This is a genomic window from Vibrio hepatarius (genome assembly GCF_001274785.1).
Lineage (GTDB): Bacteria > Pseudomonadota > Gammaproteobacteria > Enterobacterales > Vibrionaceae > Vibrio > Vibrio hepatarius.
In genome coordinates this window covers 268,247-283,080 of record NZ_LHPI01000009.1, presented here as the reverse complement: position 1 = coordinate 283,080, position 14,834 = coordinate 268,247, and the positions used below count along the sequence as shown (strand labels likewise).

15 protein-coding genes are annotated in these 14,834 nt (G+C 48.2%); 6 read left to right on the top strand and 9 right to left on the bottom strand.

What is annotated here, in order from left to right; translation table 11 throughout:
- Window positions 1-95: 95 nt before the first annotated feature.
- The 4 genes from AKJ31_RS12030 to AKJ31_RS12015 all read right to left on the bottom strand — a co-directional run bounded on the left by AKJ31_RS12030 (window position 96) and on the right by AKJ31_RS12015 (window position 3,451).
- Window positions 96-1,010: an AraC family transcriptional regulator gene (locus tag AKJ31_RS12030; RefSeq protein ID WP_053409344.1), complete on the bottom strand. Its 915-nt coding sequence runs from the start codon at window positions 1,008-1,010 to the stop codon at window positions 96-98.
- Window positions 1,011-1,115: 105 nt separating this feature from the next.
- Entirely contained in the window at window positions 1,116-2,240 is a 1,125-nt protein-coding gene (locus AKJ31_RS12025; protein ID WP_053409343.1) for a M20 family metallopeptidase, read from the bottom strand.
- 9 nt (window positions 2,241-2,249) lie between these two features.
- A complete protein-coding gene (locus AKJ31_RS12020) occupies window positions 2,250-2,717 on the bottom strand; it encodes a YjiG family protein (protein ID WP_053409342.1) in 468 nt (155 codons plus the stop codon).
- Complete coding sequence (locus AKJ31_RS12015; protein ID WP_053409341.1) at window positions 2,714-3,451, bottom strand: nucleoside recognition domain-containing protein; 738 nt, start codon at window positions 3,449-3,451, stop codon at window positions 2,714-2,716. Before AKJ31_RS12015 ends, AKJ31_RS12020 begins: the two co-directional genes overlap by 4 nt.
- Window positions 3,452-3,769: 318 nt before the next feature.
- On the opposite strand from AKJ31_RS12015, the gene nhaD reads away from it, so the two are divergent.
- Entirely contained in the window at window positions 3,770-5,206 is a 1,437-nt protein-coding gene (gene nhaD, locus AKJ31_RS12010; protein ID WP_053409340.1) for a sodium:proton antiporter NhaD, read from the top strand.
- Window positions 5,207-5,309: 103 nt separating this feature from the next.
- On the opposite strand, the gene AKJ31_RS12005 is transcribed toward nhaD, so the two are convergent.
- Both AKJ31_RS12005 and AKJ31_RS12000 read right to left on the bottom strand, forming a co-directional pair.
- Window positions 5,310-5,786 carry a methylated-DNA--[protein]-cysteine S-methyltransferase gene (locus AKJ31_RS12005; RefSeq protein WP_053409339.1) on the bottom strand — a complete coding sequence of 159 codons (477 nt, stop codon included), beginning with the start codon at window positions 5,784-5,786 and terminating at the stop codon, window positions 5,310-5,312.
- Window positions 5,783-7,144 (bottom strand): DNA-3-methyladenine glycosylase 2 family protein, encoded by a 1,362-nt coding sequence (locus tag AKJ31_RS12000; RefSeq protein WP_053409338.1) that lies wholly within the window; start codon window positions 7,142-7,144, stop codon window positions 5,783-5,785. The genes AKJ31_RS12005 and AKJ31_RS12000 overlap by 4 nt, the downstream gene beginning before the upstream one ends.
- Window positions 7,145-7,298: 154 nt before the next feature.
- Between AKJ31_RS12000 and AKJ31_RS11995 the strand changes: the two genes are divergently transcribed.
- Complete coding sequence (locus AKJ31_RS11995; protein ID WP_053409337.1) at window positions 7,299-7,502, top strand: hypothetical protein; 204 nt, start codon at window positions 7,299-7,301, stop codon at window positions 7,500-7,502.
- A 188-nt stretch (window positions 7,503-7,690) separates the two neighbouring features.
- A complete protein-coding gene (locus AKJ31_RS11990; RefSeq protein WP_053409336.1) occupies window positions 7,691-8,272 on the top strand; it encodes an FMN-dependent NADH-azoreductase in 582 nt (193 codons plus the stop codon).
- 63 nt (window positions 8,273-8,335) lie between these two features.
- On the opposite strand, the gene AKJ31_RS11985 is transcribed toward AKJ31_RS11990, so the two are convergent.
- Entirely contained in the window at window positions 8,336-9,229 is an 894-nt protein-coding gene (locus AKJ31_RS11985) for a LysR family transcriptional regulator (protein WP_053409335.1), read from the bottom strand.
- 207 nt (window positions 9,230-9,436) lie between these two features.
- On the opposite strand from AKJ31_RS11985, the gene AKJ31_RS11980 reads away from it, so the two are divergent.
- Window positions 9,437-9,790, top strand: a complete 354-nt coding sequence (locus AKJ31_RS11980; RefSeq protein WP_053409334.1) for a MaoP family protein — start codon at window positions 9,437-9,439, stop codon at window positions 9,788-9,790.
- A gap of 105 nt (window positions 9,791-9,895) precedes the next feature.
- Here the strand turns inward: AKJ31_RS11980 and AKJ31_RS11975 are convergent, their stop codons facing one another.
- Complete coding sequence (locus AKJ31_RS11975) at window positions 9,896-10,147, bottom strand: DUF3081 domain-containing protein (RefSeq protein ID WP_053409333.1); 252 nt, start codon at window positions 10,145-10,147, stop codon at window positions 9,896-9,898.
- Window positions 10,148-10,421: 274 nt separating this feature from the next.
- On the opposite strand from AKJ31_RS11975, the gene speA reads away from it, so the two are divergent.
- Window positions 10,422-12,344: a biosynthetic arginine decarboxylase gene (speA, locus tag AKJ31_RS11970; protein WP_157052349.1), complete on the top strand. Its 1,923-nt coding sequence runs from the start codon at window positions 10,422-10,424 to the stop codon at window positions 12,342-12,344.
- A complete protein-coding gene (speB, locus tag AKJ31_RS11965; protein ID WP_053409331.1) occupies window positions 12,345-13,271 on the top strand; it encodes an agmatinase in 927 nt (308 codons plus the stop codon).
- A gap of 59 nt (window positions 13,272-13,330) precedes the next feature.
- Here the strand turns inward: speB and AKJ31_RS11960 are convergent, their stop codons facing one another.
- Window positions 13,331-14,719 carry an SLC13 family permease gene (locus AKJ31_RS11960; RefSeq protein WP_053409330.1) on the bottom strand — a complete coding sequence of 463 codons (1,389 nt, stop codon included), beginning with the start codon at window positions 14,717-14,719 and terminating at the stop codon, window positions 13,331-13,333.
- Window positions 14,720-14,834: the final 115 nt, after the last annotated feature.

Here is a 14,834-nt window from a genome sequence, read left to right as displayed (position 1 = left end):
CCTCACGTACCACTGCATTTTATTTAATAATGAATCTCATTTGCATTTTACGGATTTGGGAATGATAAAGTTAACAATTTGGGGCATATGACCAACTAGCTGATCGGCACCCAATATTGCATCACCGCCTGCATCGAATCGGCCTGATAATTCTCTGAGTAGCACTCTAACTCGTAGCCTTCTACTCCTTTGTAGCCGGACTCTGGTAACCAATGCAGCAAAAACCACTCCAGCGTAGCGGGCAGAAACTCGATCGGTCCACGGTGAGAGATGACCGCGTAAGTTTGACTCGGCACTGTCAGAGTATCGAGCTGAGAAGTTCTTTTTCGCTCTAAAGTCGCAGCTCTTTGTAAGGCAACACCAGCCCAATATTGAATAGGGCTACCTTCAGAACTGGCTTGGGTAACATCCACCACACCGATACTCGAATTACACTGTAAATCCAGTGCGGTCAGTTCTGCTTCCAGCTTCCGCCATAACAGCGGCACTTTGCGCTGAAAGTCGGGTTCACTGGCAAACAAGCCGCGAATCTCACTATGCACGCCGTGGATCAAAAATGCCTCTTTCGACTCCACTTTGACTTCCGCAAAGCCCAGCCTTGGTAAAGCTTCTCGAGCGGGCAAATCGACGATCGGTTTTCTCAGTCCGGTACGTTTTCCCAGCGCGCGATAGACACGTGGACTAACGCCAAACATCTGCTTAAACGAACGGCTGAACGCTACCTCAGACGCAAAACCAAACGTAAACGCAATGTCGATGACACGCTCTGAGCTATCGATCAAACGTTCAGCGGCGGCGCTGAGCTTGAGCTCACGGACATAGGCGGCGACGGATAACCCCGTTTCAGCTTGGAACACGCGCTGCAACTGCCAGCGAGACCAACAGCTGTGATCAGCTAACTCATCAAGGCTTAATGGCTGATGAAGGTGCGTGTCAATGTAGGATAAGACCTTACGAATACGGCTATGGCCGTTAGCCGAGCGTATTGCGGTCTTGGTGTTTGCTGTCATTGTGAAGTATCTGCTGAATCGTTGAACAGACAATACCACAAATACAAATAAGAATTAATATCAACAATGAGGTAAAATATCCCCGACTGATGCCGGGGATGGAGTTTATTGAGCGATCTTTTCCAGCACTCTCATCAACAGCTTGATCCTTGGTTCGATAGACGCCAAGAGCAAATATTCTTGGTCGCTATGGAAGCCAGCACCGATTGGTCCTAATCCGTCCAAAGTCGGCACACCGAGAATTGCGGTGTTGTTGGCATCCGAGCCACCACCCACTTCTTTCCAGTTGATGTCGATCGCCAGCTCATCCGCCGCAGTTTGTACCAGCGCCATAAGTGCTTGAGTCTCTTCACTCGGCACCATGGATGGTTTATACGCTTCGCGCTCAACCTGCACCGTCATGCCCTCGCCAAATGGCTTCTGCGCTTTGGCCTTGATCTTGGTGTCAATCGCATCATATTCCGCGTTGCTCCAGAAGCGCACATCGACAATCGCTTGGGCATGCTCAGGGACAATATTCGCCCCCGCACCACCGGATACAACGCCAACGTTGAGCGTGGTACCAGACTCAAAGCTGGTCATCGAGTTGATCGCCAAAATCCAGTTGGCCATTTCGGTGATCGCACTGCGGCCTTTTTCTGGTTCATTACCCGCATGGGCAGCGACGCCGTTAAAGGTCAGTTTGTAGCGAGCCATACCTTTGCGCGCTTTCACCAAGCCACCATCGGCGCGCGCAGCTTCAGCCACCAGCACAGTTTTCGCCTGCTTCGCCACCGACTGAATCCAATCCACTGAATGGAGTGAACCCGTTTCTTCATCGGGGTTCATGCAGATACAAATCGATAGCTTGTCCAATAGCGCTTGATCTAGGTTGCGCATAGCATAAACGATGTTCAGTAGCCCTGACTTCATGTCCGATACGCCCGGACCGTACGCCTTGTCTTCGTCTGTCGACATTGGACGTTGCGCTACTGTCCCGACAGGAAAAACCGTGTCCATGTGGCCAATTAGCATCACATCGATCTGTTCGCTGTGCGGTTGGTTGCGGATCTCAAGACCTACCCCCGCTTTGCCGCAGTCGATACGTGTGACCTGCCAACCGGCAAGCTGGGCAAATTTCGCTTCAAATTGAGCGGCGATAGATTCAATCCCATCAAGCGTGTAAGTCCCGCAATCGACGTCAATCAATGGGCGCAGCTCATCAAGGTACTCATTCAAACAGAAGTTCATAATTTATCCTTAAACGAATAAGTTCATTACCAACATTGCGCCAAACGCGTTGATCACAGAGATTGCGATCATCACTGGAATGTAGCGACCCTCAGTACCGATTGGTCCCATGATGCGTCCCATGTACTGCACTTGAGACCCCATTAGGTAGATAGCTGGAGCAAGAATCGCAATGTGCGCGCCGTTTAGAATGCCTTGGTCAAACAACGTGATCACCACACCGACCGCACCACCCATCGACATCCAAGCGCCGATCAATACCGCCGCCGCTTCTCCCGGCAGGCCAAAAATCGCCATCACAGGAGAAAACACCGAGCCCATCAGATCCAGCGCACCCGTAATTTGCAGTGCCTTAATGATCACAAACGCCATCAGAACGTTAGGTAACGTCGAAGTCGTGGCAATCGTCCAACCTTTTTTCGCACCTTCGACGAAGATGTCAGTCACCATAGGTTTTTTCGCTTGTACGTCGCTCATTGTGCTGTCTCCTCTTTTAGCTGCTGCGCTGGTTTTTCTGATTTGTCTTCTTTACCTTCTGTGATATTTACGTAGATGCGGAATAAGTTAGCGCCCACAAACTTGAACACGAACATAATCGCCACCGCCAGACCAATCGAAGAAGTGACCGCCAATGAACCGTCAGCCATCGTCAGAGTAAACAGTACCGCGCCAGAAGAGAAAAAGTTCACGATGGTTGCGCCAGCGGTAAATTGGAACATGGTAAAGACGTCGGTTTCGCGTTTGGTAAGACGGCCTTCATCCTTTAGTTGGCGTGTCATCGCCGCCCCTGCATCGGTACTTTGTAGTGATGCAATCAGCGCAAGGCCAGAGCTGCCAGGAATGCCCATCAAAGGACGCAGTAGAGGAGTCAAAAGTTTGCGTGCTGCGTCTAATGCGCCGTAGTGCTCAAGCACATTGATCACACCAAGGGCGAACATCACGGTAGGGATAAGCGTCAAAGCAAAAAGGAAACCGTCACGCGCACCGCTGCCGCCTTTGCCGCGCAGTGACGTCGTCGCCGCTTCAACACCTTCTGCGGTTTCTTTCACGTCGTACGCAACTTTACCGAATGAGCCGTTTAGCGTAGTAAAATCTAAGACGCCGTACCATTCGCTAGACTTCATTAAGCCTGAGAAAAATACGACAGCGAAAGCCAGCGCAACATAGCAACCCCACGTTACTTTGCGCGCCTTTTGACTAGAATCGGACATATGTCACCTATGTATTGTTATGTGGAACAGGACACATAGGATTCTGAAGTAAATAGTATTGCCTCAGGATGATCCGCATCAATTAGTTATCTCAACTATCAATAAGCAATCAATCATTATCATATTTTGTGATCTCGGACATATGCAGAATTTTTATCCAACATGATAGATTTATATTGCAATGCCAATTGGTTCATAACACCATAATTTTCCAGTGAAAATTGGCGTAAAATCGACCATATCAAACCTATCTCACATATCAGACTGTGAATCCTGACTAGAATGATTTCATCATAACTAGAACTAAAGGATTGACGCATGAAATTGCAGTGGTCTGTTTTCGTTACTTTTTTATTACTCCCTTTCTCAACGTTGGCCGCCAATACCACACATGAAACCATCCCATTGACTCAATCGACCGTCGGTTATGCGTCGCTACTTATTTTTACTGCCGCATATGCACTGGTCATGCTTGAGGAGTACTTAAAGCTCAGAAAATCCAAGCCTGTTTTGCTCGCCGCGGGTTTAATCTGGGCGATGATCGGTTATGTCTATACCCAGCACGGGCAGATTGAAATCGCGAAAGAAGCCTTAGAGTACAATTTACTTGAGTATGCAGAACTGCTGCTGTTTTTGCTGGTAGCGATGACTTACATCAGCGCGATGGAAGAACGAAGACTGTTTGATGCCCTGCAAGCGTGGATGGTCAGCAAAGGGTTTAACTTCCGCGCCCTATTCTGGCTTACTGGTATCCTCGCGTTCTTTATTTCGCCTATCGCCGATAACTTAACTACCGCGCTGTTGATGTGTGCGGTGATCATGAAAGTCGCGGGCGATAACCAAAAGTTCATCAACCTTGCTTGCATCAATATCGTGATAGCCGCCAATGCGGGCGGCGCGTTCAGCCCGTTTGGTGATATTACCACCCTGATGGTGTGGCAAGCAGGCCACGTGTCATTCTCTGAGTTCCAGCCGCTGTTCCTACCTTCTGTGGTCAACTACCTCGTCCCTGCGTTGGTGATGTCGCTATTTGTGCCGAATATGAAGCCAAATGTTGTCCACCAGCACGTAGAGCTTAAACGCGGTGCTCGCCGAATTGTCGCGCTGTTTATCTTAACCATTGCCACCGCGGTCGCATTCCACGCGGTGCTGCACTTCCCTCCCGTGATCGGCATGATGATGGGCTTGGCATACTTACAATTCTTTGGCTATTTTCTGCGTCAAACCCTGCAAGCATCACTACATAAAAAAGCCGCACGTGCGATTGCCAATCGAGACGACCTCGCTCTGAAACGCTTAGGCTCTGTGGTGCCGTTTGACGTATTCAGACGAGTTTCACACGCGGAATGGGACACCTTGTTGTTTTTCTACGGCGTGGTGATGTGTGTTGGCGGCCTGAGTTTGTTAGGTTACTTAGGTCTCGTCTCTGAGGTGATGTACACCCAGTGGGACCCTATGTGGGCTAACATCATGGTGGGTATTCTCTCGGCGATTGTCGATAACATTCCCGTGATGTTTGCGGTGTTGACAATGGAACCTGTGATGTCAATGGGCAACTGGCTACTGGTTACCCTAACGGCGGGAGTGGGGGGCAGTTTGCTCTCCATCGGTTCAGCCGCAGGCGTAGCACTGATGGGGGCAGCTCACGGCAAATACACCTTCTTTGGTCATTTAAAATGGATGCCTGTAATTGCCTTGGGTTACATCGCCAGTATCTTGGTACACGTCATGCTTAACGGGAACTTGTTCAATTAAGAGCGCCGATAAACAAAGAGGCAAAGCGATATCGCCTTGCCTCTTCGATGTCAAAATAGACTAACATTCAACCGATATCCAGTAAGTAACCACTTACTGACGATTAACCATTTTGTTCAAGTTTGAGTAATTTCTCTTTGCGCTCAACACCGCCAGCATAACCGGTAAGTTTGCCATTTTTGCCGATCACACGATGGCACGGCACGATAATGGAGATGGGATTTTTTCCGTTCGCAAGCCCCACCGCTCGCACCGCTTTCGGGTTACCGATCGCGTCAGCTAAATCTTGGTAACTCCAAGTTTCACCGTAGGGAATCGTCGTCAGTGCATGCCAAACCTGCATCTGAAACGGCGTGCCTTTGGCGGCCAGTGGCAACGAAAACTCGCACCTTTGTCCGCTAAAGTACTCTGTTAGTTGCTTCTCCGCCTCAAGCAAAGCTGGCAGGCTACGGTCATGTCGACCTAAGTCTTCCGGTTGAGTGGTTTGGGTTTCAAACCAAGCGCCCAGTAGCCCTTCATCGTTGGCTTGAATGGTCATCTTGCCAAGCGGCGTGTCTATCGTGGTGTAACAAGTGTTCATGCGTGGCTCCAACAATGAAAAGTGGCGTAACTCCCCCAAGGAGCAACAGATTGTGCGTTAACTGACGGGAATTGTTGCAGCATTTTCTTCACCACGAGATCCCCATCAAGAAAACAATTTGGTTCTGACGCACCGCGCAGACGTGCATAGTTAATCGTCCAAGGGCCAATCCCTTTTAGTGCTAACCATTGCTCTGGCGATGCATCCGGCGTGTGCATCATAAACTGGGCAAAGCGGCTTAATGTCTCTTTGCGACTTTGCGGCATGCGTAAAAAGCTTAAATCTGCTTGGCCGACTTCTTGCGGGGTTGGAAAATGGCTAATCGCTTCAGGCTGCAGTGTAATCGCAAGTAAATTCAGTTGACCGATTGCCGCTTTAATCGACACCTGCTGGCCTAAAATCGCCCTTACGCCCGCTTCCCAAGTGCTCCAGACGCCAGGAATTCGGATCCCGCTGCGTTTCACCAATTCAGGCGCGACTTCGCCTAACTGCTTCTCGATATGCAATACATCGGCATCTAAGTCGAACATTCGTCTAAGTTGATTGACCAGCGCTTTGAGCTGACGGGTATCATCGAGTTTAAACTCGACACGCATCGTGCCAGCTTTAGCAGGATAAATTTTAAACCAGCCGTTGCTGTCGCCAAGTTTGAATGCGCGTTGATAGCTATGTTCATCCACCAGCTCCAGTCCTTCAATCGCCCTTAGACGATAGAAGTCCAACATATGCTGCCAATCGAGCGGGCCTTTAAATGCTAAGTCGATGTGGTTGATGTCATTTTCTGATTCGGTGTCTTTGCGAACTTGACGAGGGGTCAATTTGAGTACCTGTTTGAATGCATCGTTAAATCGGCGCACGCTATTGAAACCGCTGGCAAAGGCGACTTCGGTAATCGACATGCTGCTAGAGTGAAGTAGTTGCTTGGCGAACATCAACTGGTGATACAACGCGTATTGCTTCGGTGCCATACCGAGGTGATGTTGAAACAGCTGGCGCAAATAGCGATCGCTGATACCGACTCGCTCTGCTAGATCGGCTAAGGTTGCGTGTTGCAGCTCACCTTGTTCGATGAGCTTTAACGCTCTTAAAAACGTCGTCTCGACGCCTTTCCAAGCCCAAGAGCTGGGTGCGCTGTCTGGGCGGCAACGCAAACAAGGTCGATACCCTGCTTGCAAGGCCTGCGCTTTATCAACGAAATATTCAACGTTCTCTTCTTTGGGCAAATTCGCCGGGCAAATCGGACGACAAAATATCCCCGTCGTCTTAACCGCGATGTAAAACTGACCGTCAAACCGAGCGTCTCGCGCCTGCCTAGCACTTTGGAACTGCTTCAGCGCAAATGGAGAAATATCGACCACGCTGGATTTCCTGTTAATCCGTTAACTTACCCTCGAGTTTAAATCACTATTTGCCAAATACTAGCCATTTTCGGAACTCAATTGATTTGGCTAATTCACCAAACTCATCTACATTAAGAACCTCATACAACATAATAAAAAAGGAACGTTGGCTATGAATCTGTGCTCTTGCACAATTGTGCTTAAAAATAATCACACTATGACATTTGATAATGTTGAACAAACGCTTGGCATCATCGATGAACACGGTGTGAACAATATCGACAACATTACAATTGCGACATCTGATGGTAAAAATACTCTTTCTTACAATAATTTATCCATAGAAGAGTCCATCGAGAGCTTAATGAGTCTTTAAGCCAAATCTCATGCCAGTTGAGCTTCGTCAGTGCTCGACTGGCTGTTTCCCCAAGTCTATGTTCAAATTTTTTGAATTCGTTGCTCAAATTCTTCTGATTCAGTCGCTACCCTTCTCGTCATAAACTCAATCTCAACAAAAACAGGCAGGTTTATAACCTAGCGCCCAATCCAGTAAGAGAGACGAATATGACTAACACACTTGTACTAAAATCCAGCATTCTTGGCGAACACTCGCAATCAAACCAACTGATCGACCACGTACTTGAAGGCAAAACGGGCATCATTGAACGTGATTTAGCGGCAAACCCACTGCCAGTACTGGATATGAACGTTGCAACAGCCCTACGTGGCTCTGCTGATGATCTATCTGACGAACTTAAAGCGGTGTTAGATCTATCGAATCAATTGATTGACGAGTTAAAAGCGGCGGATCAAGTGATCATCGGCGCACCAATGTACAACTTCATGGTACCAACTCAGCTTAAAAACTGGTTTGACTTAATTGCTCGTGCAGGTGTGACTTTCTCGTACACAGAAAATGGTCCTATTGGACTGATTGAAAACAAGAAAGCAATCATCGTGACTACGCGCGGCGGCCTACACAAAGACTCACCACGCAACTCTATCGAGAGCTACCTAACCACTATCCTTGGCTTTATCGGTATTACAGACGTTGAATTCGTTTACGCTGAGGCGCTCAACATGGGTGAAGAATCAGCAGCAGTAGCCCGTGAACAAGCGCGCGCGCAGTTGGCTAAACTGGTATAAAAACCACACGCAATAAAAAACCTCGGCATGCCGAGGTTTTTTTGTTGTTATCGCTGAGTAGTATTACTCGTCGACCGGAAAATCCGCCATTTGCTGCAAGCTGTATGCGGTCACTGGGTCGATGTTTTTTACTAACTCTTCCAGTTGCTTGATCGCCTCAATTGAAGTGCTCGCTTTACGGTAGCTCAAGTAGATTGGGCGACACCAATCGGCAATCCCTTTCACCTTATGAAGTTGCCCACTGGCAAGAAACGGCTCCACTAACGACGCAGGTAAGTAAGCGCTTCCTCCCTTCTCGAGAATGAAATCTAAAGCGATACGCGCGGTCGATGTTCTTAAATAAGGCGCTGGTACTTTGGGATGACGCTCTGCGTGCTCTGACGCAAACTTGGTGCCCCAATCCACGTAGACGTATTTATCCTTGAACACTTGGTCTAATTCATTTTCATGCGTTGAGACTAGGATCAGCACCACATCGGCAACTTTCTTACAATTAAGCTCATCCGCTTTGATCGGGTCAAAGGCAAACGCCATATCCAACGTGCGCTCTTGCAGGCTGCGATTCAACGATTCACGGCTGAGGATTTCGGCCATAAAGCCATAGCCTTCGAACGCATCGGTCACTAGGCTCAAACAGTTTTGCAGGTAGGCATCCCATACGTTTGGCGTCCCGCCAAGCGTCAATTGCAAGGCTTTACCACTCTCAAGCGAGAGCTCCAACTTGGCTTGTTGTAACGTAGACACCATGATCTCTGCGTAGCCAATCAACCGCTCGCCTGCAGACGTCAGCTTAATGTTATTTCTGTCACGGATAAACAGTTGAGTATCAAAATAACTTTCAAGCTGTTTGATGCGCGCACTGACGGCGGCTTGGGTGATATACAGGTTTTCAGCGGCACGACCAAAGTGGCGCACATTGGCGAGTTCTAAAAACGTCCTGAAGACTTTTACGTCCATCTACTTTCCTCTAGGTGCAATCTTCCAAGGGTAACAAATAAGGAAACTTTACTGACCATCTCTTAAACAAACTGTTACCTATGCTTCATAAAAATGTTTAATTGAGACGATAAAAAGGTTTTGTTTTTCTTTTATTAAATTTGCGCCTAATTTTCGCTTTGTACCGTTCAGGGTAATTATCAATGTAGGTTTATAGAGGCTACTGAAATGTCTGACACTCAATTCCGTCACGGCAAAAAACGTTTTTACGACAACAGCAAATTTCCACGAGGTTTTGCTAAGTCTGGTGATTTTACGCTTGCAGAAGAAGAAATTCTAATGCTTTATGGCGACACTATGGCTGGCTTGGAATCGGGTGAACTATCTCCTGAGAACTCTGAGGAGAAGCATTTCGTAAAAGTAATCGAAAACCCAGGTAAGGCTAAAACAAAACTCGAACGAGTTTGGTTGAAGTACACACAGTTAGCGCGTGGACGCAAACGCTTCCATACATTAAATGGCCGCAATAAGCCGGACGCATCTGAAGATTACTCTGACGACGCAGTATTGGAAGAAGACTAATCTTTCTCCACAAAGCCCCTGAGCAAAAGCGAAGGGGCTTTGTTTTATCTGCTATCTCAAGCGAGCAAAATCGTCTCCACGCAGCGACCGCTCCCTTCCCCTTCTCTACTTGGCTAACATCGCGACTTTTTTCAAAAAGCTATCACGCAAGTGTTCTTGGTCGTACTCAAGATGATAAGTGTTATGAAAACCGACTTTGAGTTCCACACCATTGCCGCGCATATACACGTTGTAACCGTCGTAATCGGAAAAGGCTTCGACGCCCTCATAGATTTTGCCAAATTCGGTTGGTGTCCCGTTCGCCATCACGTTCTCATAAGCTTGTAGCACTTTGGCCGGATCGAGTTCATTTCTCATCGGTACTATCCTCATTACTTTCACATTTTAAGTATCGGCAGCAACAGGTGGTTTTGCCATTTTACCGCGTGCGTCAGATCAAAATTCGAGCGCGTTTTTTGTCCTTCTAACCCAGAGGAATATTAATCAATAAGACAAAACTATTTTGTTAGACTCAAGGCGTGTTTTGTCCGTTAATGCGCTCGTCACGGTCGCCTTTATAAACCCAACCTCAGCGTCGTGTCAGGTATGATTTCAGGCCCTTCTGATTCATGTTTTATTCTCTCTGTTCTTTGTGAGATTAGATGTGGAAATAACTTCCAAACTCGATCGCGTCCGCGCTGATTACAACGTTCAACACTGGAGCCAAGGCTTCTACGGTATCGACAACCAAGGCGAAGTGTATGTATCGCCAGCTTTCGGTCAGGATCATCAAGTACCTTTAAGCCGTATCGTTACCCAGTTGGAACAGCACCAGCTTAATCTACCGGTATTGGTTCGCTTCCCGCAGATCTTGCACCAACGTGTGCACGGTATTTGCCACGCGTTCAACCAAGCGATCGACGAGTATCAGTATCAGAATAACTACCTGTTGGTTTACCCAATTAAAGTTAACCAGCAAAAAGAAGTGGTCGACGAGATTCTCGCCAGCCAAGCGCAGCTAGAGACCAAACAGCTTGGTCTCGAGGCGGGCAGCAAACCTGAATTGTTAGCGGTATTGGCGCTGGCGCAAAAAGCCAGTTCGGTGATCGTCTGCAACGGCTACAAAGACCGCGAATACATCCGTTTGGCGTTGATTGGTGAAAAGCTAGGCCACAAAGTATTTATCGTCCTAGAAAAGCTTTCTGAGCTGGATTTAGTGCTAAAAGAGGCGCGCAGCTTAGGCGTAAAACCACGCATGGGTATCCGTATTCGTCTTGCGTCACAAGGTGCGGGGAAATGGCAATCAAGCGGTGGCGAGAAGTCTAAGTTTGGTTTGGCGGCGTCTCAAGTGCTGACTGTGATTGAGCGCCTAAAACAAGAAGAGCAGCTTGATGCGTTGCAATTGGTGCACTTCCACCTCGGCTCGCAAATGGCGAACATCCGCGATATCCGTAACGGCGTGAATGAGTCTGCACGTTTTTACTGTGAACTGCGAGAAATGGGTGCACAAATCCAATACTTTGATATTGGTGGTGGTTTGGCAGTGGACTACGACGGAACACGAAGCCAGTCATCGAACTCGATGAACTATGGTCTGATTGAATACGCGCGTAATATCGTTAACACTGTGGGTGACGTATGTAAGCAGTACCAACAACCGATGCCGACGATTATTTCGGAGTCGGGGCGTTCTTTGACGGCGCACCACGCGGTGTTAATCACCAATGTGATTGGGACCGAAGCGTACTACCCAGAACAAGTTAGTGAGCCAGAGTCTGACGACCCAATGCTGCTACAAAACATGTGGCGTAACTGGCAAAACCTACAAGACGACGGCGATGCTCGTGCGTTGATTGAGATTTACAACGACACTCAAAGTGACTTAGCAGAAGTGCACTCTCAATTTGCTACTGGCGTGCTGAACTTACAACAACGCGCGTGGGCGGAGCAGCTTTCTCTGAGAATTTACTTCGAGCTAAGCCGTAAGATGAGCACGAAAAACCGCTTCCATCGCCCTATTTTGGACGAGTTAAGCGAAAGACTGGCGGATAAGTTCTTTGTTAACTTCTCACTGTTCCAATCACTACCAGACTCTTGGGGGATTGACCAAGTGTTCCCTGTACTGCCATTGTCAGGGCTGGATGAAGTCGAAGACCGCCGCGCAGTTATGCTGGACATCACCTGTGACTCTGACGGTGCGATCGAGCAGTATGTTGACGGTCAAGGTATTGAAACTAGCTTACCCGTACCGGCTTGGAACAAAGATAAGCCGTATTTAATGGGCTTTTTCCTAGTCGGCGCGTATCAAGAGATATTGGGTGATATGCACAACCTGTTTGGTGACACACACAGTGCGGTGATTACCGTTAACGCGCAAGGTGAACCGGTTATCGAACGTATTGATGAAGGCGACAGTGTCGAAGACATGATGCGCTATGTACATATTGATGTAGACAATATTCGCAGCCACTACCGCGAATTGGTTGCTGAGCGTGTTAACCACGCTGAGCAGCAAAGTGTACTCAACGAACTTGAGCAAGGCTTAAGTGGCTACACCTATTTAGAGGATTTCTAAATGAACGATTTATTTAGTAAAACCGATTACTCGCTTTACTCGAACTCGATGAGTTTTATGCGCCTACCTTACGTGCGCAATCCAGTCGATACCGAGGCGGATCTGGTTGTGCTGGGTGTGCCACTCGACATGGCGACATCCGGTCGCCCTGGTGCACGTATGGGACCGGACGCGATTCGTCGCGCTTCGGTTAACCTAGCGTGGGAAGGTAAGAAGTTCCCTTGGGACTTCAACGTATTTAAACGTGCAAAAGTGATTGATGCTGGTGATTTGGTCTTCGATTGTGGTGATGCGGAAGACTTTACTTACCGCTTGGAAGCAGCGACTAACGAAATCATCAAAAGCGGTAAGACGATGTTGGCGCTCGGTGGTGACCACTTTATCACCCTGCCAATCCTGCGCGCGTATGCGAAACACCACGGTGAAATGGCATTGATTCACTTCGACGCCCATACTGACACCTACGCAAATGGTAGCGCTTACGACCACGGCACGATGTTTTATCACGCGCCAAATGAAGGACTGATTTCACCGAAACACTCGGTTCAGATTGGTATTCGTACCCAGTATGAGCAAGAAGATCACGGTTTTAACGTCATCAACGCCATGGAAGCGAATGATCTAGACGCTGAGTCGATCGTCACTCGTATCCGCGACATCATCGGCAACAAGCCAGTGTATGTGACGTTTGATATCGACTGTCTTGACCCAGCTTTTGCACCGGGTACAGGTACACCAGTTTGCGGTGGTTTGAACTCAGACAAGGTGCTGAAGATTTTGCGTGGCTTGGCGGGTGTGAACATTGTCGGCATGGACGTGGTAGAAGTATCGCCTCCGTACGACCACAGCGACGTGACCGCACTGGCTGGTGCGACGATCGCGCTTGAGTTGATGTACGCGTGGGCAAGCAGCCGCGAAGAGCAGTAATCGCGATTAAGCGATGAAAAAAGGGAGCCGATGGCTCCCTTTTTGTTTACTCCGTTGGATTAAATCCAGAACGTCATCGCAATAAAGCTTAGCGCGATAATACAAGCAATATTGAGGATGATACCGACTCGCATCATCTCGCTCTGTTTCACGTGACCAGAGCCAAATACGATCGCGTTCGGCGGCGTTGCCACTGGCAGCATAAACGCACAAGACGCCGACACCGCAATCAGCACTGACAAGACCACTGGCGACATTCCGAACGCTTCCGCAACAGTAGCGAATACCGGAATCAAGAGCGCCGCACTTGCTGTGTTACTGGCAAATTCAGTCAAAAACACAACGAAGATGGCGATAACTGCCACGATAAAGAAGAATCCTAGGTGAGAAATCATGTCGCTTAGCTCATTCGCCAAGAAGACACTGGTACCGGTTGCTTTCAAAACGTTGCTCAGACAGATACCACCACCAAACAGTAGCAATACGCCCCAGTCTGCGGTCTTTTCAATGTCTTTCCAATGCACCACGCGAGCAAAGCTCACCGCCACAATGGCACAAAGCGCAACAATCGTATCGAACTTCGCGTAACCGCCAAGCATTGCGTTAATCGGCTTGCTGAAGATCCAGCAGATTACGGTCGCCGCGAAAATCGCCAGTGTAACCACTTTACCTTTGTCCCAGTCAACAGGCTCAGCATTCAGCTCAAACTGGCCGTTTAGATCAGGCTTAAGTACGAAGTAAAGAATCGCAATCATCATAGGCATCATGATAAGCGCAGTCGGTAAGCCAAAGCTCATCCACTCAGTAAAGCTCAAACCCACTTCTGCAGCGGCAATGGCGTTTGGTGGGCTACCCACTACGGTTGCGATACCACCGATACTCGCACTGTAGGCGATCCCTAACAGAACAAACACGTAAGTTTTATGGCCGCTTTCTGAGTTCACTTTGCTGAGTACGCCCAGTACCAGCGGCAGCATCATCGCGGTGGTTGCGGTATTACTGATCCACATTGAAAGACCAGCGGTCACACCGAACAACATAAACACCGCGACGCTCATTTTGCCTTTAGCAAAAATCAGCACCTTGTCTGCGATGACTTTGTCGAGTCCTTGGCGATGCATAGCCGCAGCCAGTGCAAAACCGCCAAGAAAGAGGAAGATGATCGAGTTAGCGAAGTTATTGAGCGCTGTTTGCGTATTAAATACGCCAAACAACACTGCCATGATTGGCACTAAAATCGCGGTAACGGTGACATGCAGGGCTTCGGTCAACCAAAGAATCGCAACAAACACCAACATGCTGAGTCCCAAAACAACTTGAGGCTCAAATGGCAGCGTAAAATACATCAACGCAAACAAAAAGATGTCTGCGATGATGATCATACTGTTTCGGTTTAGAAACCATTCTCGGGTATTAGTGGGCAAAGGGACACTATCATTTCTATTCATTATTATATTTCCTTAAGAGGGCCTTGTGGCATAGCAAATGATCCCACACAACCTGTTAGAGAAATAATTTTTCATTGCGAATTTGTTAAGCATATCAAGTTCATGCGTACGAATG